This window comes from Sphingomonas sp. AP4-R1 (assembly GCF_013113735.1).
In the GTDB taxonomy this organism is placed as follows: Bacteria; Pseudomonadota; Alphaproteobacteria; order Sphingomonadales; family Sphingomonadaceae; genus Sphingomonas_I.
Map to the genome: position 1 here is coordinate 3762853 of NZ_CP053346.1, position 19402 is coordinate 3782254.

The following is a 19402-nucleotide window of genomic DNA, read 5'->3' on the forward strand; positions in this document are numbered from 1 at the left end:
CGCAAAGGGAAGGGCCCCGGCAATGGACACGGTTGATGGAGCACCCGACGCGGCGACCGAGGCCAATAGTCTGGCCGGCGAGCGACCCCGCATATCCCGATCGATCTGGCATCCCTGGTACGCCAAGGCCTGGTGGATCGGTGTAGCCCTCTATTGGGCCGGCAAGCTCGGATCGTGGTTCAGTCCCGGTCTCGACACTTTTTATGCCAGTGCTGCAGCGGGCTATCTGAACGTCGTCTTTCTTCCATTCACGCCGTTGATCGTCCTTGGGCTCGGCTATGTGGGCGCCTGGATGGACCACTATCGATGGAAATGGGTGAGCGAGCCACGCGAGGAATTGGCTCCCAGGCGATCGGTTGGTGGTTATATTGACCCATTGGCAGATCCGCTGGATCCTAGATCGCCAAAATATTGGCACCGGCACAACCACAATCGAGCTCGGCACTAGCGCCGCTCCTTAAATTCGCTGTCGCCATCGAATGGGCCGTTCGCGAGGTCGTTAGAAAACCTGCCGGAAGCCAATACTGACCTTTGCTCAATCGAAGTAATGGGGCTGGTGACGTCGGCAGTTCCACGTCCAGAATCCGCGTCATTGAGGTAGCGGTTACGCAGTCCTCGAGTACCAATAATTTGTTCTGCAAGTTCTTTTGTAAAAATGGAGGTCGGATTGCTCGATCGGGCAGCAGCGCGTTCGGCATTGGAGATAACTGCACGAACGTCGTAATTGACGATATCTAGAGCGCTGGAGGTGCTTTCACTGGTCGCCCCACGATCAGACGTAACGATACTAAACGAGCCGCCAGCGCCGCCCCTAGCTCCGAACTGGCCTTGGCTTGCCCCTTTGGAAAAACCCCCGCGCCGAGCGTCTGCCGAGACAGTCGCCGAAATATCCGTTCCAACTGAGTTGGTGTCGTCAGCGCTGCGAGTGAGTGTCCTCGACCAGCCCGTCTGAACCATGATCGCCTGTACATCACGCTGAAGCGTGTCCGCGACCTGCGGTTTCAAGCGCCAACGACCCTTGCGGTCCATTTCAAAACCGCCCCTGAGCCAGTTTGCCATCTCGGCCTGTCCATCGGCCCCGCCACCAAGAAAATGCTCGATCGTGTCCGGACCAGCTTGTTTGCCGGCCTCGAACCTCGTGCTCGTGTCGCTGCGCGCCGACCGCTCGAAGCCGGTGCTGCTCGAGACGAGCAGGTCGTCATGTGCGAAGCTGAAGCGGGCCGTGCCGCCGTTCGCAATCGCTCCAAGCTGGCTCTCGTTGATCAGACCCGCCCGCCACATCTGTGCAGCGCTCCGCGGGTTCAAATTGAGATGGAAGTCGCCGTCCTGGTCCATCGCGATCTGGCGCTTTGACAATGTGACGCCCGCATTTCGCAACAGGCCCTGTGCCCGGGTCAGCCGCTCGCTTCCCACGACCTGCGACAGGCGATCATTCCGGGCACGATCGGCGATCCCGGTCGCACCACCCTCGGCGATGTCCACCTGGTTTCCGGCGGTGGACCGCAGCGCGCCGATAAACGCATCAAGGTGTGCGGCCTCGCGAACCGACGTTCCCGCCGCGCGCGCACCGTGCGCAAAACCGGCTTCGTTCGACTCCTGTCGCTGCTCGCGGATCCGCGCCGCTTGACGCACGCCGTCGTGCTCGATTTCGCGCTGTGCATCGAGCTTTCCGGCCCGGTCCGCGAGATCATAGCCTGCGGTCTCGCGCGTGCGGCCGTAGATGGTCGTCCGTTCGCGCGCTGCTTCTGCCGTAACTCCGTCGGCGGTCCCGATCTGAGTTGCGGCGTTAAACGTTTCGAGCGCTCGCATGACGCGCGCCTCATCGCGGCCCGTCGCGCGGCCAAGCTGAGAGATGGCGGTGGATCGGGCTTCTCCGGAAAGCGCGTTGATGAAGGCGATCCGGCGGCTGGTTTCGCCGACAGATAGACCCAGCATCGCGGCAGCATCGCGCTGACCCGCATTGCCGCCGGTTCGATGGGCCTGTTCCGTGGCGACATTCCCGCGCTCGACAGAAGCGATCGCATCGCCCGCATGATCCCGGCGCCCGGCCATCGCACCCGCCTGAACCTGTGCCGCAGTCAGGTCGTTTGCGAGCATGCCATTCTGGTCGAAGGCGTTGGCGATGAGCTTGGCAAATGTGGGATCGGCAGACGCATCCGCGATGACACCACTGGCCTTCAGCTGGGCATCGTCCTCGCTATAGCCGGCGCGTTCGAAATAGCGCGCTACCCCGTCCATCATCATGCCGTAAGCCCGAGTGTCGCCGAAGGCGCGCCACTGTATCAGGTTCTGCGAGAAGGACGCGAAGGCGCGCTCGCCGGACGGGCCGTTCCCGAAATAGCGGGTGCCAAGCGACCGCAATGCGTCCTTCTCCGCAAATTGGTGAAGGGCGGACGTCGTCGCATTCGCCCGGATCGCATCGCGCGTCGCGGGATGCGAGAGATCGCCATTGGTCAGCGCCGGCGCCAGGCCGCCCAGTTCGCGCGCAGCGTCTATACCGCCCATGCCAAAGGCAGGGACGCCGGGAACGGCGCTCGCGCGCTCGGACAGATAGCCGTCGGCAGCTCCAAAGCCCCGGTTACGCGCGAAGCTGCTGCGCTCACCGAAATCGCCGAAACTGCTGGCCGCGGCTCTGCGCGCGAACGTCCCGACAGCGGACCCTTGGGCCTCCAGTGCCGAGGCATATCCCTCACCGGTGGCAAGAGGGGCTGCGGCCTCGCTTGCCTGGCCGCTGACGCCGAGTGCGCCGCCCGTGACTGCGGAAAAGATGTTGCCGGAAAAGCGGAAGACGGTGAACACGAATGCACCGGCGAGACCGGCTGCAGCCGTTCGGAAGCTACCGAAAATGGCGAGCGCTTTCTGGGCAGAAGAGGGGGCCAGAAGCCAGGCATTGGCCGCAACCGCGTTCGCCCGCATCTCGCTCAGCGCGCCCATCGCCCGGCCAAGCGTCAGTTGATAGATGCCCGCGTCGATCACGCCCCAGAGCGCCACGAACACGAACAGGCCCAGCGCAAAGCCCGCGACCCGCAGATTGATGGGCGTCAGGATGAACAGCAACGCCACTGGCACCATGAAGAGCATGATCCCGAAGACGACTGCCCGAATGGTCGGAAGCCATTCGTTGGCGACCGACATCGTTGCCAGACCCGAGGAGAGGACTGCCCGATTGGCCATGACGCGCGCTGCGGATGCCGGACTGTCCTCGAACAGGACATCGCCGACACTGTTGCCAAGCAGGATGTTGCCCATGAGCGCTTGTAGCGACAGGGGCGTGCCCATCATCGTCTGGCCGATCTCGCCGATCTGCGCCCGGCAGCGCGTCAGTTGAACGGCCTGTGTCACGTCGAACCCGGACCGTCGGCAAACCTGGCTGCTATATGCATCGAACAAGACCGGGTCGGACAGACGCTCGGAGATGTGCGACCATGCGTCCGCGCAACTGACGGTCGTGCCGCCTTTGTCGGCTGCAGTGTAGACCGTCGAGAAAGTGGCGGGGCCGGACATCGCGGCGAATGCCGCCGGCAGGTCGGTCGCCGTGCGAAACAGGCGGTCGTCATCGACGCCATAAGCCGCGGATACGCGTGCGACCGGATAACATTGCCGGACATAGTCCTTGATCGTCGCATCCAGGAACGTGTCGGTCATGGGGCCGCGCGGCGCGACCGCATTGAAGAAGAGGTCGAACATGTGGCCGCCCGCGCCAAACTCGACCTTGGACGTCGGATCGAGCAAATTGTCGTCGATCGTTTCGACCAACGCACGCTCGACCAGATTGGTCGTGCCCGCGACAAGCACGAGGAGGTTCGGAACGTCGCCAACGGCCTGATAGGCATTCCGGACCTTGTCGTAGACATGGACGGTGCCGGTGGTGGTGATCATGCCGACGAACAGTCCGACGCCGACGAGCATCTGGAAGCCGAACGCGACCAATCCCATGGCCTGGCCACGGATGCTGGCGAGCAAGGCACCCAGCGAGATGCCGACGACCGCGATGATGACGACCAATGTCTCGTAGCGCGGATCTGCAAAGATCATCGCGACGAGCCGAAACGCGTCCACCGTCTCGGAAAAGCCATTGTAGGTATAAAAGCTCGCGTCGATGGCGGAAGCCGGGCGCGCCAGGGCAAAGCCAAATATCGGAACGACAGCACGGAGCAGGCGCGACGTCATCTCAATGTTCCCGGTTCGCGGCAGCCCCCGCGGCGTCGCGGGCGTCCCGGTCACGCTGGCGGAGCAACCCCGAATAGCTGGCCGACAGGTTGGCCGAGCCGAGTGCTGCCAGATACGATTGACGCATCTGGGCGCGCTGACGCAGCACTTCCTCGCGCAGAATGCGAAGTTGCTCGATGCCCTTCGTCAGAATTCGGGTCTGGCAGATATTCGCATTGGCAGCGTCGCTGGCTCCCGCCGTGGTCGCCCCGCGCTCGGCATTGCTCAGCGCGAAGTCGATCGACCGGTTGAGGTCGTCCAGCATCTGATAGGCCAGCGTCAGCGCGACCAGCTCATCCGTATCCGCAATGACCGAAGACGAAACGCCCTCGCGTACGCCCCATTCGAGCATCCGATAGACGGGCAGGGTACCCACATTGGCGACGAACTGCTTTTCGTCCCCCGTCAGCGCAACCCGTGTCCGGATCTTCGTGGCGATCGTCTCCATGCGGGCGCGCGCGAGCGCCAGCGCGCCGCTGCCCCCGTCATTCGTGCAGTCCGACCCGCTGCCGGGGACGGAGAGCGCGCGCCGCTGAACGCGCCCGCTCAGAAAGTCGTCGGCTGACTCCGTATCCTGGCGGGGGCAGGCGGGAATAGCGGAGAAGAGGGGCACCCTGTCGGCCTCGTTCCACCGCATGTAGACATCGCCGACCCTGGCCCGCATCACATCGGCCCAGTCGCCCGCACCGACGCGCGAGGCGGCATGCGCGAGCAGCGACCCGGTCCGGAAGATATCCGTCACCTCGGACGGGCAGTTGGCGAGCGCGTCCTTCAGATCCTCTGTCGGATTGTTGTTGTTCGCCTGGATCCGCTCGCGGCTCTGCTGAAAGCTCTTCGAGAAGCCGGCGCGCACCGATTTATATCCGGTCATCTCCTCGATGATGCCCGACATATTGTCGTCACCCTTGGCGATCTGGACCATTCTATTAGCGAGACGACAGTCATTGACCTGAATGGAGTTCAGGAAGTTGGTGGCGGCCTCCATCTTCGAGACGATGTTTCCCATTTTTTCGTCGAGGGTTTCGAGCAGATATTGGAAGGCGACGGCAGGAGCCGCCTGAAGGATGCTTTCCAGCTTCTGGACGAGATAGTCCGGGTCGAGAAACGACATGCCACCCAGAAACATGTCGATGCCGCCGCAGCCGGCTTTCACCTTCGGTAGCGTCAGGCTCATCAGATAGTCGTTATGGACGTCCACCCGACCGGACATTCCTCCGGCGGTGAGATAACCCCTTGTCTGGTCTTCGAAGCTGCCCGGTGATGTGTAGGTCGCGCTGTCGAACCAGCTTTCCGCCCAGCCTTGCGACCAGGCCGGCGCGCTGCCGGCGATGCTCAGAGCGAGCGTAAGTCCGCCTTGGAGGAACGTCAGGCGTGGCGATCGAAAAACCATGGCGGATACCCTTGGAGCAGGAGAAGCCAGGAAGGAGAGCCCGCCATGCTCACCTCCGGGATGACGGCGGCGGTGGGGCGGACACGCCCACGATGCCGGTATATTTCGCCATGGCGCGGACGCCGACGGCGGCGCGCACGCCGGTCATCATCTTGAACGCCAGGTAGATGTTCCGCGCCACGTTGGCCGCATGATCGGTGCCGATCGCGACCGGGACCGCGCGGTTCGGGTCTTCGATCGCGCGTGCCCATGCAAGTGGGTGGCCAACCCAGGGAAGGCCAAACCGGCCCGACCGGAGCATCGCTTCGTCCGGCGTGATCAGAGCGATGCGCAGTCCATATGTCGTCCGCATCATCTGTAATCGTGACCACAGGTCTCCGCAGGGAACACAGCCCGGAGCGGTGCTCATTTCGACGATGAAGATGGGGGCACTCTTGCGCAGTGTGTCCGCAAAGTCCGGCGGAAAGTCACGCGTGACGGGGACGCGGCCGAGCGAAGCCCGCAGTTCGCTTCCATCGCTTACGGGGTGCATGGCGGATCGGGGGACTGCGCCGGTCGAAGGGACGGCGCTTCGATCCTTTGCGCTCGCAGACGTCGCCATGATCGGGAGGATCGCCGCCCACGACAAGAGGCGCGTGTGTTTCAGCACGAGGAAACGCCCCACATGCGCGCTTTCGCCGTCTCAGGGGATTGAGGGAAACGCGGGGAGGAAAATCTGATGCTGACTATCGGTGCGGACGGCTCGGTGATCTTGCCTGCTCTGGCGCTCCGACACCTCGGCACCAGCCCGGGCAGTCGCCTCGACATCGTCGCTTCGCCGCTCGGAGAATTGCGGCTGCGTCCGTCGCCTGGTGCCTCGCTGACGCCGTGGTCACCGCCATGTTGTGCAGATGGTGGCCAGCCCTCGGTGAGCGGACCCGCGGCGGGTCCTGTGCGACCCATATTCATGGGTGTAGCCCCATGTACGGGGCGGAGCATTGCGCGGATGCCTGGACCACAGCGAACAGCCGTGGATGGTGGCACCGCCGGGATCCAGGCTGCGTGGTTCCATCGCCTGCCCACCTCACCCTTGTTCCGATCTGGCCAAATCGGCTTGAACGTAAGGATGATCTGCCTTACTTTGTGGGGGTATAGAAGGACCTCTCCGATGACGACCCTGACGGTGACCGCGAAAGGCCAGATCACGCTCCGAAAGGATTTGCTGCGCCATCTCGGCGTCCATCCGGGATCGAAGATCGCGATTGAGAAGCTGCCCGACGGGCGGATCGAAGTACGCGCAGAAGAGCCGCGCGGTGCCATCTCGGCTGTCTTCGGCGCCCTGAAGCGGGAGGGCCAGGCGCCTATCTCGATCGAAGACATGAATGAGGCGATCTCCAGGGGGTGGGCGGGCGAGTTGTGAAGATCACCGTCGACACCAACATCCTCGTTCGCGCGATCATCGCAGATGACGCGGAGCAGGCGCGACTGGCGCAGGATGCCCTGGAACGTGCGACGCTGATCGCCCTGCCGGTCACGTGCCTGGTGGAGTTCTGCTGGGTCACGCAGCGCGTCTATAAGCTCGGCAGATCCGAGACCGCCGCCGCGATCCGCTCTCTGATCGCGGCGGACAAAGTCGCCGCCGACAGAGGCGCGGTCGAGGCCGGGCTCGCGCTGTTCGAGGCAGGCGGCGACTTTGCCGACGGTGTCATCGCTCATTCCGGGAAATGGCTCGGCGGCGAGACCTTCATGAGCTTTGACCGGCAAGCGGTCCGATTGCTGGCCCTGCAGGGGGAAAGCACTATCATCCCGAGCTGACCCAGTTCGTGCCATGGGGCCGGCCCCGGCAGACCCGATGCGTTGGGAGGCTGTCGTCATTGCCCCGGCCCGTCCATCGCCGGCTGGCTCAGGTCGGTGACGCCCTCGGCGTAGTTGCCTGGACCGGTGGCGGCAACGGGGCCCAAGCCCAGGGCGTCGAAGAAGCCGCCATCCTCCCCGGCGCCCGTCATGAACTGTTCGGGTCGAATGTCTCCGCGCAGGAGCCGAACAGCCTGATAGGTTGTCTGGGCGAGGTTGGGATAGGCCTCGACCCCGCTGGCGACGATCATATGCTGCGGGCTGCCGCGTCGGATGATCATGGTCGTCGGCGTGACATGGATTCCGTAGCGGTCGCCGAGGCCTGAGCGCTGGTCGAGATCGATCAGCGTGACCTGCCAGCCCATTTCCTCCTGGAACCGCTGTGCAACAAGCGCGCGCCGGGAAGCGGCTGCGACGCGATCGGCGGCATCAACCGTATCCTCGCCGTGCTCGGCACCAGCGATCACTGCATCGCCACCCATCCCAGTGACATGGCGGTGGCGATGCGGGCGCTCAACGCGACGATCGTAACCCTCAAGGCGGATGGTGACCGACGGCGCATCTCGATTCACGACTTCTACAGATTGCCCGGCGACACGCCTCACATCGAGACCGTGCTCGAGCGCGGCGAGCTGATCACGCACATATCCCTGCCGAAGCCGCCCGTCGGCAGGCAGGCGTACCGCAAGGTGCGTGATCGCGCGTCCTACGCCTTCGCCCTCGTCTCCGTCGCCGCCGTCATCGGTCTGGAGGATGGCAGGATCGCCAGTACCTCGCTTGCCTTTGGCGGGCTGGGTCCGATGCCGTGGAGGGATCCCGGCGTTGAGGCAGTGCTGGTCGGACAGGTCCCGAGTAGGGACGTCTTCGCTGCCGCCGCCGACGCGCTGCTCGCCGAAGCTAAAGGCCACGGCTCCAACGATTTCAAGATACCTCTGGCACGCCGCACGCTGATCGCGGTTCTGCGCGATCTGACGGGAGCATGAGCATGTTCGGTTTCGGCAACACCAAGAGTCTGACGATGGACAAGCCCCATCCGTTCAGCCTGCTCGACACAGGAGTTCAGGGCGCCATCAGCCAACCCTTCGACCGCGTCGACGGCCCGAAAAAGGTCTCCGGCGCTGCGACTTACGCGGCAGAGTTTGCCTTCGATAGTCTCGCCTACGGCTTTCTCGTGAGCGCAAGGATCGGGGCTGGCAAGGTCGTTTCCATCGACGCGGACGTGGTTCGATCCCTTCCTGGCGTGATCGACGTGGTCTGGGACTTCGATCGCTTCATTCGCGTCGCGGGACAGGGCGGAGACACCAAAGCGCCAACCCAGCGCGTCCAGGAGATCGCCTTCACCGGCGAAATCATCGCAATCGTAATCGCGGAGAGCTACGAGGCGGCGCGAGACGCAGCGCTCCAGCTTCCCGTCACTTACGAGCGTGGTGAGGGCGTCTTCGACAGCGAGGTCAACCGGGGGGAGGCCTACACGCCCCCCGACGCCGTGACGCCGGGTCATTTCTCGCAGGGCGACGTCGACAAGGCCATGACCCAGGCGCCGATCACGATCGACGTGACTTACACGACGCCAAGTCAGAACTCTGCTGCGATGGAACCGCATGCTTCGACGGCGGTCTGGGATGGGGACGGCTCGCTGACGCTGTACGGCGCTTACCAGATGCCCACATCGGATGCGTCGCAGCTTGCGAAGGCCCTCGGACTGTCGGTGAAGAAGGTTCGCATCATCTCGCGATATATCGGTGGCGGCTTCGGTTCGAAGCTCGGCATCGCGCCGGAGAGCGTTGCGGCAGCGATCGCAGCCAGGCAAATCGGGCGACCGGTAAAGGCGGTGATGGCGCGCCAGCAGGTATTCGAGGCGACCGTGCGGCGCTCCAATACGGAGCAGCGACTGCGCCTCGCAGCGAACAGCAATGGCCGGCTGACCGCGATCGGGCAGGAGAGCTTCGTATCGAACCTGCCCGGCGAGGACTATTTTGAGCCCGTCGGCATCGGCACTCACATGATCTATGCGGGCGAGAACCGACTGATCAGCCATCTACAGATCCCGCTCAATCTCGTCCTGTCGGGATCGATGCGCGCGCCGGGCGAGGCGGTGGGCATGATCGGTCTCGAATGCGCGATGGACGAGCTGGCCGAAAAGCTCGGCATGGACCCAATCGAGCTTCGCAAGGTGAACGACACGTCGGTCGATCCGGAGAAGGGCGTCCCATTCTCTTCGCGTAGCCTGACAACAGCCCTCGACGATGGCGCAAAGCGCTTTGGGTGGAGCGACCGCGCCAGGCCCGGCGAACGGCGCGACGGCGAGTGGCTCATCGGGCTTGGCATGGCCTCGGCGGTTCGCGGCAACATGCTGATGGAGTCCGCAGCGAAGGTCGAGATCCACTCGGACGGTTCTGCCACCGTAGCCTCGGCGATGACCGACATTGGCACCGGCAGCTATACGATCCTCGCGCAGATCGCCTCGGAGATTCTGGGCATCCCCGTCGATCGCATCAAGGTGAAACTCGGCGACACCAATGCGCCACCGGCGGCGGGCTCGGGAGGCTCGTGGGGAGCCGGCTCGTCGGGCTCCGCCGTCTACCTTGCCTGCGAGATGCTCAAGGACAAGCTCGCCAAGGCAATGGGCGTGGATGTCGAGATTTTGACCTTGAAGGACGGCGTCGCGATCGGTGCCAACAGGTCGGTACCGATCAGCGAACTGGTCGGCGAAGGACTTGACGCGATCGGGCACATCAAGCCGGGCAAGCAGGAGAAGGAGACAACCCAAGCCTCCTTCGGAGCCCACTTTGTCGAGGTCGGCGTGAACGTCGTCACCGGTGAGATCCGGGTCCGCCGGATGCTCGGCGTGTTCGCCGCCGGACGTGTCCTCAACGCGAAGACGGCTCGCTCGCAATGCCTTGGCGGGATGACGTTCGGGATCGGCGCGGCCCTCACCGAGGAACTCTACCACGACACCCGGAACGGTAAGCTCGTGAATCGGGATCTCGCGGAGTATCATGTCCCGGCAAACGCCGACGTGCCCCAGCTCGAGGTGCATTTCCTCGCTGAGCGCGACGTCCACGCGAACCCGATCCACGCGAAGGGCATTGGCGAGCTTGGTATCTCAGGTGCGGCGGCCGCTGTCGCGAACGCCGTCTACAACGCGACGGGCATCCGTGTGCGGGAGTTCCCGATCACGCTCGACAAGCTCTTGCCCGGCTTGCCTGACATTCAATGACGGTTGGCCGCGTCCAGATCACACCGCGAGGTGGGAGCCGGCGACATCGCGAGCCGACATGCTTTTGTCCCTGCATACGTCGCGGGCTGCCCCTTTGAGCATGATCATGCTTCATACGTGAACCACTCGCTCTCGACGCGGCGCCTCTCTTGAATAGTTGGAACTATGGCAAACGGATGGGCACCTGATGGGGCCGTGCAGGATCAGATCGACGACACCGTCAGGGATGCGGTCTCGGCAGCGCGTGCCCGGATGCCGGTCGGCGAAGGGACGGAAGGGTGCGATGATTGTGGTGAGCCGATATCGTCCGCGAGGCGAGATGCAGTGCCCAGTGTTCGCACCTGCATCGCGTGCCAGAGCGAGCGGGACCGGACGCGCACCGTCTCAGGTATCAATCGTCGCGGGAGTAAGGACAGTCAGCTTCGTTGATCGCGCCGGCAGGGATAGGATGGCAGCCTCGCATATCGAACGGTATCACTCCGTCCGGCGGGCTCTTCCAGGGAGCTATCCGAGGGCTCCCGGCCACTTGATGAGTGATCGCTCCGCCGTGCATCGAGTGTCGGCCCTCATACTCTTGGCCATGATCTCCGATGCCCGGCGGTGGTGCTTAGGGGCCTCGCTGGCACCGGAGTCAGCCGGAACCCATAGCTCGTACTCGCGTATGCCTGTTCGCCGTGCGACCCTCCTGGCCGAGTGTTTCGAAAGCCGCTCGACAGGCCTGCATTCGCCGCCGACTTCGAGGCGACGATCGCGGTCTAGATCTCGATTTGCGGCGATGTTGTCATCGGCATTGAAAAGGTGAAGCGCGTCTCTTGAGCGTTTGATTGTGCCCGCAATATGCCGCCATGCGCTTTAGCGATCTCAGAGGCGATGTGCAGCCCAAGGCCCAAGCCGACGTTATGCATATGGCCATTTCCACGGAAAAATGGCTGGAACAGCCGCGCCATCACTGCGTCCTCGATAGGTTGCCCACCATTGGCGACCGAGATTTCGAGAAGGTCTTCGCGGGTTGCCGCATCGACGCGGATCGGTTCCGACTTGGCGCCATGCGTCAACGCGTTGCCCAGCAGGTTCGACAGCAGTTGGCCCAGACGCACACGGTCGCAATCGACCGGCTCGGCAATGGCGAAGCGGACCTCGATCGCGCGATCGGGATTAACCGACGTGAGTTCCGCGACCACTTGTTCCAGCACTGGTGTGAGCGGCGCCTGCTGGTCACGAGACAACGCAATGCCACCGCCCAGCCGCCCGCGCGCGAAGTCTAGGACATTGTCGACGAGTTCGGACGCACGGATCACGCTGCCCTGCATCAGAGTCAGGATCCGCTGTCCACGCGTGCTGATCGTCTCGCGCTCCGTCAATAACCGCACGCCGCTACTGATCGACGCCAGCGGATTGCGCAGATCGTGGCCCAGAACCGCGATAAACTGCTCGCGTAGTTCTGACGCTTGGCGCTCAATCGCGGCGGCGCGCTGCGACGCGTCGTTTGCGTCGACGAGTGCGCGCTCATATCGCCGGCGCTCGATCGCGCGAAAAATCGTCAGCCGTGTGAAGATCAGGTCGCCGGCAGCATCGCGGCGCTCGGCGGCATTGACGAGGCATTGCACCTTCGACCCGTCGCGCGCGCGAAAATCCATTGCGACCTCATCTATGAAGCCCTGCAGCCGCAGCAACGGCGAGACGTTAGTTTCATAGAAGATCCGCGCCGGTACGCTGATGACGTCCTGAAGCCGCCGCCCGATCAGTGCGCCATGATCGTAACCCGTCCAGCTCGAAATCCGCTGGTTGGCAAGCGCGATCGTTCCGTCGGCCGCGACCGACAGATAGCCGCATGGCGCGGTGTCGTAGAGATCCTTAAAATCCTCCTGCGGTGCACAGGAACCGGAATGCGGCGGTTCAGACAAAGGCGCGCATCGCGGCGATGACGTCTTTCGGCGCGCTGAGGTTGGGGCAGTGGCCGGTCGCATCGAGAACGACCAGTTCACTGCCGGCGATATGATCTCGGACGTAGTTGCCGACTTCCTGCGGCGCGATCGCGTCCTCGCGGCATTGCAGGATCAGCGTCGGAACAGAGACCTTCGCAAGGTCGGCACGATTGTCGGAAGTGAAGGTCACCCGCGCAAACTGCTTCGCGATTGCAGGGTCCGTGCGGCAAAAACTGTTCGTCAGTTCTTCACCGAGTTCCGGGCGATCAGGGTTGGCCATGATGACCGGGGCCATCATCGCCGACCAGCCGAGATGATTGTCGGCCAGTGCCTCCAGAAGCTCCTCGATATCGCCGGGCGCGAACCCGCCGCGATAGGCGCCGTCGTCGATATAGCGGGGCGACGGACTGACCAGCACGAGCTTCGAGAACAGCGCCTGATCGGCGATCGAGGCAAGCAGGCCGATCATCGCACTGACCGAATGGCCAACAAACACGGCGCCGTTCAGATCGAGAGCGCGGCCGATCTCGACAAGGTCGTCGGCATACCCCTGCAGGGTATCATATTTGACGACGTCATAGGCCGAGAGGTCGGAGCCACCGGCCCCTACATGATCGAACAGGACGGTTCGGAATTCTGGCTCGAAGGCGGGCTGAACGAGCCGCCACATATTCTGGTCGCATCCGAAGCCATGCGCGAAAACAATCGTCTGGGCGCCGTGCCCGGTCACCTTCACATTGTTCCGCTGCACTACCGACACGCCGACATCTCCGTGCCGCCCGTCGGCATAGTCATGCCTGCGTAGGCCGATTGCGTCTGTAGCGCGACGCAATTTTTAGCGGAAAGCAGTCTAGCGCCCGAACGTAAAGGCCGCCCCTCGCGGCACGGCCTTATGTCAGCGGTTCGAAAGCTTATCGCCTATGTCAGGCGTCCGCGCCAACATAGCGCGACCATTCCTCCTGATAGCGCTGCGTGATCTTTGCTTGATCCGCTGCCGGCGCCTTTTCCGATAGCTCGATGAACCACGTTCCCTCTTCCTGGTACATGTGATGCGCGACCGCGCCGCGGATATGCTCGAGTTTGTCGTCGAAATCCTGGCTCATGGGTTCGAGTTTCTCGAGCATGGCCATCTGCATCTTAACCATCACCTGCTCGTTATAACCCATCGTGGCATGGCCCTTTTCGCCTGCCTCGCCGAGCCCGGGATAGATCACGGCTTCCTCGGCGATCGCATGACCTGTCAGAATCACGCCAAGATGTTTGAGCGCGGCGGTGCGCGACGCTGCATCTCGCGCCGCCCTGGTCGTGGCAAATGCGTCCTCGAGCAGCAGATGGTGATCGAGGATCATGGCGAACCATCCGCCCGGCTCCGCCACCGCCTGCGCGTTGGCACGTGCTTCCAGCCGTGCCTCATCGCTTTCCGGCGGGGTGACGGCAGCGATCACTTGGTCGAACACGGACATGAGGTTCTCCTGTTTGCGAAAAACTATTGTTTTTCAAACATTAGAACCGACGCCCTCAATGCAATGTTCCGCTCTTCAGACCGCTGTGTCAGGTATATCTTGCTAACTTGCGGCAAGATTCTCCCTGCATAGGCTCGGGCGGGCATTTGAAGGGTGGGCAACCACGCCGAGCTTCGATCCAATGGCGATCCGGTGAAGATTAGCTCAGTGCGTGTCGGGCATCTCCTTGCTTTGGCGCGCCTGAAGGCGTCGCGCGGCAAAGATCGCGAATTTTGGATTCTTGTTGGAAGTTGCCGTTTAGCCTTTGTAGCAGGAACGATGGGCAAGTCCCTCTCCAAGCCGTTTCGAGCGGTCGGCTTGAAGCCTCGTTAGCGGGCGCCCGATCACCTTAACGGATGACCGGTTTCGGGAAGCGGAATGGGCGGCATGAATGGCCGGGATTGATGACGTGGACGGCTCTCCAACCCTCCCGCAGAATGATCTGCGGAGAGCCGGAAGGGAGAGCCACGATGGGGAACGTCACGACGATAGGTCTCGATCTCGCGAAGAACGTATTCCAGGTGCACGGGGTCGACGCGGAGGGTGTTGCGGTGGTTCGCCAGCGCCTGACCCGTGGCCGCATGCTAAAGTTCTTCGCCAAGCTGCCGCCGTGCCTGGTTGGCATCGAGGCCTGCGCAACCTCGCATTACTGGGCACGCGAGCTGGTGGCGCTCGGGCATGACGTGAAACTCATGCCGGCGCAGTACGTGAAGCCGTACGTCAAGCGCAGCAAGAACGATGCAGCCGATGCCGAGGCGATCTGCGAGGCGGTGACCCGGCCGACGATGCGCTTTGTCGGCATCAAGTCGCCTGAGCAGCAGAGCGCGATGATGCTCCATCGTGTCCGCCTGATCCTGAACCGCCAACGGACGCAGCTGTCGAACGCGATGCGGGCGCATCTGGCCGAGTTCGGGGTTGCGGCGCCGATCGGCAGGAACGGCATCGAGCAGCTCCTCGACGTGATCGCCGATCCTGCCGACGAGCGGGTGCCGTCCGATGCGCGGTTTTGCCTGGAGATGCTGGCGGCTCAGCTGCGCATTGTGAAAGAGCAGATCCTGGAAAACGACCGCCGCATCTTGGCGAGCGCACGCGAGACCGAGCTTGGCCGTCGGCTGATGGAGATACCCGGCGTGGGGCCGCTGCTCGCCAGCGCCATCGTCGCCACCGTTCCCGATCCTGCGATCTTCCGCTCAGGCCGCAACCTCGCCGCGTGGATCGGCCTGGTGCCGCGGCAGAATTCCAGCGGCGGCAAGGAGCGGCTCGGCGGCATCACCAAGGCCGGCCATCAGTACCTGCGCCAGATGCTGATCGTCGGCGCCATGGCGGTGGTGCGCTTTGCCGAACGTAACGGCGCCAAGCGGCCGTGGCTTGTTCAGCTGCTCGCCCGCCGCAAGACCAAGGTCGCCGCGGTTGCGCTCGCCAACAAGAACGCGCGCATGATCTGGGCGATGATGGCCAGCGGTGAGCGGTATCGTGAGCCGCTGGTGGCATAAGGAACACGGCGCGGGCGACCGCGCCTGACGAGGTTGGAAAGGGCGATCAGGAGCTAATGCAACAAGCCGGTTGAACCGCCGGATCGGGAAAACCCACTATGACCCAAGCACCTCGAGTGCGCGGGATTGATCGGGACCCGAGACGCGCGAATGGCATTACGGCCAGCGGCACTATGCGCCGCACCAACAGGTCGGACACATGGCCGCACCAACCAGCAACGCTAGGCGAATGCTCGTACTTGCCAACGGAGGGCCGTCCACACATGGGTCATCGCGAGACCTACGGCTGACCGACCAGCAATGCCGCCGCTGGCAGTGCAGTTGTTACGCGGCGAGTAGTGAGATTTTGCAGCGCTAGCTTCGTCTAACCGGTTGGGCTGGACACCGACTGATAGAACGGCCCCGACGCACTCGTGCACGGACAGCATAGCTTTTCGTGCAATCGTGGCACTGCCGCCTCCAGCCCGCCGGGTTTAGGGTCGTGCTAATCGAGCGGGGCTGCAATCACCCGCCGGAAGGGGAGCGGAATGGCGGGGCACGGGGAAAAAGGGCGTCGATGGGTGCGGTGGGCCGTCGCGTCCGCATTGTCTACCGTCGCGACCGCGTGGGCCGTCATCGCGCAGCCAGCGGATCCGCTTCCTGCGGGCCCTGGCCATGATCTGGTCACCACCACCTGCGCGCAATGCCATGCGATCGGAACCGCGATCGCCAAGCGCCGCTCGCCCGAGGATTGGGCGGGGATCATTCAGCGTATGATCGGACTGGGGGCGCCGCTGGATGCAGACCAGGCCAAGGTGGCGCAAACCTATCTGGTCGCCCATTTTGCTCCACAGGCCCGTTCTTCCGACGCTGTTTCCGCGCCGCGTTCGGCCGCGACACAGCAGGCGGCGATAACCTATCCGCGCCCGTCCGGCCCGAGCCAGTGGCCGGCTTATGGCGGCGGGGACGCGAATATGAATTTCTCGCCACTGGCGCAGATCGCCCCGAAGAATGTCGCTCGCCTCAAGCAGGCGTGGGTTTTCCATTATGGCGCCGGCCAGCATGATCAGGGCGATCAGGGGTTGGATGCCCGCTTCGAGGTGACGCCGCTCCTGATCGGCGGGGTCATGTATATCTCGACGCCGACCAATCCGCTGAAACCCGACCTGAAATCCACGATCACTGCGTTGGAACCGGAGACGGGCAAGGTCATCTGGAAATATGAGGCGCCGGCCAACATCCACGGGCGTGGCATCGCTTATTGGCCGGGCGATGCGAAGACTGCGCCGCGCATCCTGTTCGGCACGGATGGGGGCTATGTGATGGCGGTCGACGTTACCACCGGCCGGCCGGCGCGCGGCTTCGGTCGGGGCGGAAGGATCGACGCCTATATCGGCGTCGCGTCCGAAATGGTGGGCGAGACGCGGCGGGATACCTACACGATCCCCAACCCCGTATCGATCTACAAGGACCTTTTCATCACGGCGGCTCGCCCCGGCGAGGCTGGTCCGCCCGGTCCGCTGGGCGATATCCGCGCATGGGATGTCCATACGGGCCGGCTCGTCTGGACCTTCCACGTCGTGCCGCAGCCAGGCGAGCCCGGGCACGAGACCTATACGGGGGACGAATGGCGCAACGTGAGCGGCGCCAATGTCTGGTCGACCATGTCGCTGGATGCCGAGAACGGCATTCTTTACGCGCCGACGGGCGATCTCAACGCCGACGCGCGCGGCCCCAATCTCTATGCCAATACGCTGCTCGCGCTGGACGCGGCGACGGGCAAGCTGCGCTGGCATCGCCAGATCACGCATCACGACATCTGGGACTGGGATTCGCCCACGCCCGCGATGCTGTTCGATCTGGATCGCGAGGGCAAAAAGATCCCGGCCGTGGCGATCACTGGCAAGCACGGCCTGTTCTTCATGTTCGAGCGGCTGACTGGCGCGCCGCTCAACGGCTTCGAGGAGAAGCCGACGCCGCAACCGTCGGCTCCCTCCGACGAAGTGTGGCCCACCCAGCCTTTCCCGACCGCGCCCGGCCCGGTCGCGCGCACGCAGATGACGCGCGACGAGGTGGCCGATCTCCTCCCCGGCATGAAGAATTTCTGCCAATCCTATTGGGACGAGAACAAGGTTGTCAGCGCGCCGCTCTATGCGCCGCGCCAGAGCCCCGATCACGCCACCATCACCTATCCAGGGCCCACTGGCGGGCCGAACTGGGGAGGGGGATCGTACAATCCCGATCTGGGCCTTTACTTCATCAACGTGCAGAATCGCGCCGTCTATCGGCCTAAGGCGGAGGCGGGTTCGGGGCTGGGGATGAGCATGCATGCGGCCGTGCCCGACGCGGGGCAGGAGGCCGGCCCCGCCGCGCCATACGCGCCCCGCCCGCCACGTGGCCGCGGCACGCCCGCCTTCAGCTTCAAGGCGCCCGACGGCACCTATCTCTCCTGCGGCGCGACGCCATGGGGAGAGCTGGTCGCGGTCGATGTCGTCCACCAGCGCATCGCGTGGCGAAGCCCGCTCGGCACCACGCCCTCGCTGGGGGCGAAGGGGCTCATGACGGGCGCGGCCAATCTGGGCGGCAGCATGGCCACCAAATCCGGACTGGTCTTCATCGGCGCGTCGAACGACCGGAAATTTCACGCTTATGACGGCCGCACCGGGAAATTGCTGTGGCAGGCCGATCTGGAGGCGAGCGCACATGCGACGCCGATCAGCTTCATGGGCAAGGACGGCAGGCAATATGTCGTCGTAGCGGCTGCCGGCGGCACGGCGGTCGGTGGGCGGGAAATGTCCGATACGCTCGTCGCCTATCGCCTGCCATGATTCGCACGAACAGGAGGAAGGCGATGCGCCCGCTGACGATCTTCGCATGGGCGGCCGTGGCCGCTTTCCCGGCCATCGCGCAGACGCCTCCCGCGCCGCCACCGTCGGGCGGGACGCCACCGCCGGGCATGGGCGATCCCTGGGTGGGCAGGAAGAAGCTGCTCGTGATCGCGGACGTGCAAACCGGCTTCCAGCACGACAGCATCAATCATGCGATGGGTGTGATCGAGCAGCTGGGGCGCGAAAGCGGCGCCTATATCAGCGTGCTGCGCACGGACAGCCAGCTCATCACCGACCTGCCGATCAAGGGGCAGGGGACGCGTTATTCCGGGCGGCCGATCAACGCGCATTCGCTGAGCTATTTCGATGCCGTCTTCTTCCTCGGGTCCGGCGTGGGATCGCTCACGGATCAGCAGAAGGCAGATCTTTTGAACTTCGTGAAGCAGGGCAAAGGCTTCATCGCCGGTCACGCCGCGACGGTCGCTTATTATGAATGGCCGGCTTTCACCGATCTGATCGGCGGCTTCATGGACAGTGAATATCGTGTCGAGACGATGAAGCTGCTGAACGACGATCCAAAATTTCCGGGAGCCTCCGCTTTCCCGAAGGCATTCACGCTGCGCGACCAGTTTCCGGTCATGAAAGCGCCCTTTTCCAGCAAGGACGTACATGTGATCCTGCGGCTCGATCCGCGCGCGCTGACCCCGGACCAATTATCGCGCCGTCCCGACGGGGACATACCGCTGATGTGGGCCAAGCCTTACGGGCAGGGTCGGGTGGTGAACCTCACCATCGGCCATCAGGAGGAGGTATGGGATGATCCCCGCTTCCGCAAACTGGCTCTGGGGGCGATCCGCTGGGCGCTGGGTGGCGTTCCCGCTGATGTTGCGCTCGCGAACAGTTCTGCCCCTGCCAAATAAAGATCGACCCGGTTTGCCAAAGGACGTGCATTTTCAGCACATGCTATTGATCCTGTTCAGCTAGCGGAAAGGATTGGAAGCTCCGTTAGACATTCTTCCAGCT

General features: G+C 63.6%; 14 protein-coding genes and 2 pseudogenes. 9 read left to right on the forward strand and 7 right to left on the reverse strand.

Features of this window, described 5'->3' with window-relative positions:
- The first annotated feature begins 22 nt into the window (after positions 1 to 22).
- Complete coding sequence (locus HL653_RS17180) at positions 23 to 448, forward strand: hypothetical protein (RefSeq protein ID WP_171745601.1); 426 nt, start codon at positions 23 to 25, stop codon at positions 446 to 448.
- On the opposite strand, the gene HL653_RS17185 is transcribed toward HL653_RS17180, so the two are convergent.
- Genes HL653_RS17185 through HL653_RS17195 form a run of 3 tightly spaced genes read right to left on the reverse strand, consistent with a single transcriptional unit; the run spans position 445 to position 6200 of the window.
- Positions 445 to 4170, reverse strand: a complete 3726-nt coding sequence (locus HL653_RS17185) for a conjugal transfer protein TraG N-terminal domain-containing protein (protein ID WP_171745602.1) — start codon at positions 4168 to 4170, stop codon at positions 445 to 447. The two genes, HL653_RS17180 and HL653_RS17185, sit on opposite strands and share 4 nt — an antisense overlap.
- A gap of 1 nt (position 4171) precedes the next feature.
- Entirely contained in the window at positions 4172 to 5599 is a 1428-nt protein-coding gene (locus HL653_RS17190) for a conjugal transfer protein TraH (RefSeq protein ID WP_171745603.1), read from the reverse strand.
- 49 nt (positions 5600 to 5648) lie between these two features.
- On the reverse strand, positions 5649 to 6200 hold the full coding sequence (locus HL653_RS17195) for a hypothetical protein (RefSeq protein WP_171747061.1): 552 nt from the start codon (positions 6198 to 6200) through the stop codon (positions 5649 to 5651).
- A gap of 546 nt (positions 6201 to 6746) precedes the next feature.
- Here HL653_RS17195 and HL653_RS17200 point away from each other — a divergent pair.
- Together HL653_RS17200 and HL653_RS17205 are read left to right on the forward strand one after the other, a co-directional pair.
- Positions 6747 to 6998: an AbrB/MazE/SpoVT family DNA-binding domain-containing protein gene (locus tag HL653_RS17200; RefSeq protein ID WP_171745604.1), complete on the forward strand. Its 252-nt coding sequence runs from the start codon at positions 6747 to 6749 to the stop codon at positions 6996 to 6998.
- Positions 6995 to 7393: a type II toxin-antitoxin system VapC family toxin gene (locus tag HL653_RS17205; RefSeq protein ID WP_171745605.1), complete on the forward strand. Its 399-nt coding sequence runs from the start codon at positions 6995 to 6997 to the stop codon at positions 7391 to 7393. Before HL653_RS17200 ends, HL653_RS17205 begins: the two co-directional genes overlap by 4 nt.
- Before the next feature lie 56 nt (positions 7394 to 7449).
- On the opposite strand, the pseudogene traF reads toward HL653_RS17205, so the two are convergent.
- Positions 7450 to 7821, reverse strand: a pseudogene (traF, locus tag HL653_RS17210) (conjugal transfer protein TraF); the annotation flags it as partial.
- On the opposite strand from traF, the pseudogene HL653_RS17215 reads away from it, so the two are divergent.
- From HL653_RS17215 to HL653_RS17225, 3 genes and pseudogenes are all read left to right on the forward strand, one after another.
- Positions 7816 to 8415 (forward strand): annotated as a pseudogene (locus HL653_RS17215) (xanthine dehydrogenase family protein subunit M); the annotation flags it as partial. The pseudogenes traF and HL653_RS17215 sit on opposite strands and share 6 nt — an antisense overlap.
- Before the next feature lie 2 nt (positions 8416 to 8417).
- Positions 8418 to 10652, forward strand: coding sequence for a xanthine dehydrogenase family protein molybdopterin-binding subunit (locus tag HL653_RS17220; protein WP_171745606.1), 2235 nt, complete (start codon positions 8418 to 8420; stop codon positions 10650 to 10652).
- Between the two features lie 165 nt (positions 10653 to 10817).
- Positions 10818 to 11081, forward strand: coding sequence for a DksA/TraR family C4-type zinc finger protein (locus HL653_RS17225; protein ID WP_171745607.1), 264 nt, complete (start codon positions 10818 to 10820; stop codon positions 11079 to 11081).
- A 326-nt stretch (positions 11082 to 11407) separates the two neighbouring features.
- Here HL653_RS17225 and HL653_RS17230 read toward each other — a convergent pair whose 3' ends face one another.
- The 3 genes from HL653_RS17230 to HL653_RS17240 all read right to left on the reverse strand — a co-directional run bounded on the left by HL653_RS17230 (position 11408) and on the right by HL653_RS17240 (position 14040).
- The gene (locus tag HL653_RS17230; protein WP_216599891.1) at positions 11408 to 12556 is read right to left on the reverse strand and encodes a PAS domain-containing sensor histidine kinase; all 1149 of its coding nucleotides are present in this window, start codon (positions 12554 to 12556) and stop codon (positions 11408 to 11410) included.
- Complete coding sequence (locus tag HL653_RS17235; RefSeq protein WP_253716994.1) at positions 12549 to 13313, reverse strand: alpha/beta fold hydrolase; 765 nt, start codon at positions 13311 to 13313, stop codon at positions 12549 to 12551. Before HL653_RS17235 ends, HL653_RS17230 begins: the two co-directional genes overlap by 8 nt.
- 187 nt (positions 13314 to 13500) lie before the next feature.
- Positions 13501 to 14040: a hemerythrin domain-containing protein gene (locus HL653_RS17240; RefSeq protein ID WP_171745609.1), complete on the reverse strand. Its 540-nt coding sequence runs from the start codon at positions 14038 to 14040 to the stop codon at positions 13501 to 13503.
- Between the two features lie 509 nt (positions 14041 to 14549).
- On the opposite strand from HL653_RS17240, the gene HL653_RS17245 reads away from it, so the two are divergent.
- The 3 genes from HL653_RS17245 (at position 14550) to HL653_RS17255 (ending at position 19299) form a co-directional block, all read left to right on the forward strand.
- On the forward strand, positions 14550 to 15572 hold the full coding sequence (locus HL653_RS17245) for an IS110 family transposase (RefSeq protein ID WP_171745610.1): 1023 nt from the start codon (positions 14550 to 14552) through the stop codon (positions 15570 to 15572).
- Positions 15573 to 16132: 560 nt separating this feature from the next.
- The gene (locus HL653_RS17250; RefSeq protein WP_171745611.1) at positions 16133 to 18379 is read left to right on the forward strand and encodes a PQQ-binding-like beta-propeller repeat protein; all 2247 of its coding nucleotides are present in this window, start codon (positions 16133 to 16135) and stop codon (positions 18377 to 18379) included.
- A 23-nt stretch (positions 18380 to 18402) separates the two neighbouring features.
- Positions 18403 to 19299 carry a ThuA domain-containing protein gene (locus tag HL653_RS17255; RefSeq protein WP_171745612.1) on the forward strand — a complete coding sequence of 299 codons (897 nt, stop codon included), beginning with the start codon at positions 18403 to 18405 and terminating at the stop codon, positions 19297 to 19299.
- Positions 19300 to 19402 lie beyond the last annotated feature (103 nt).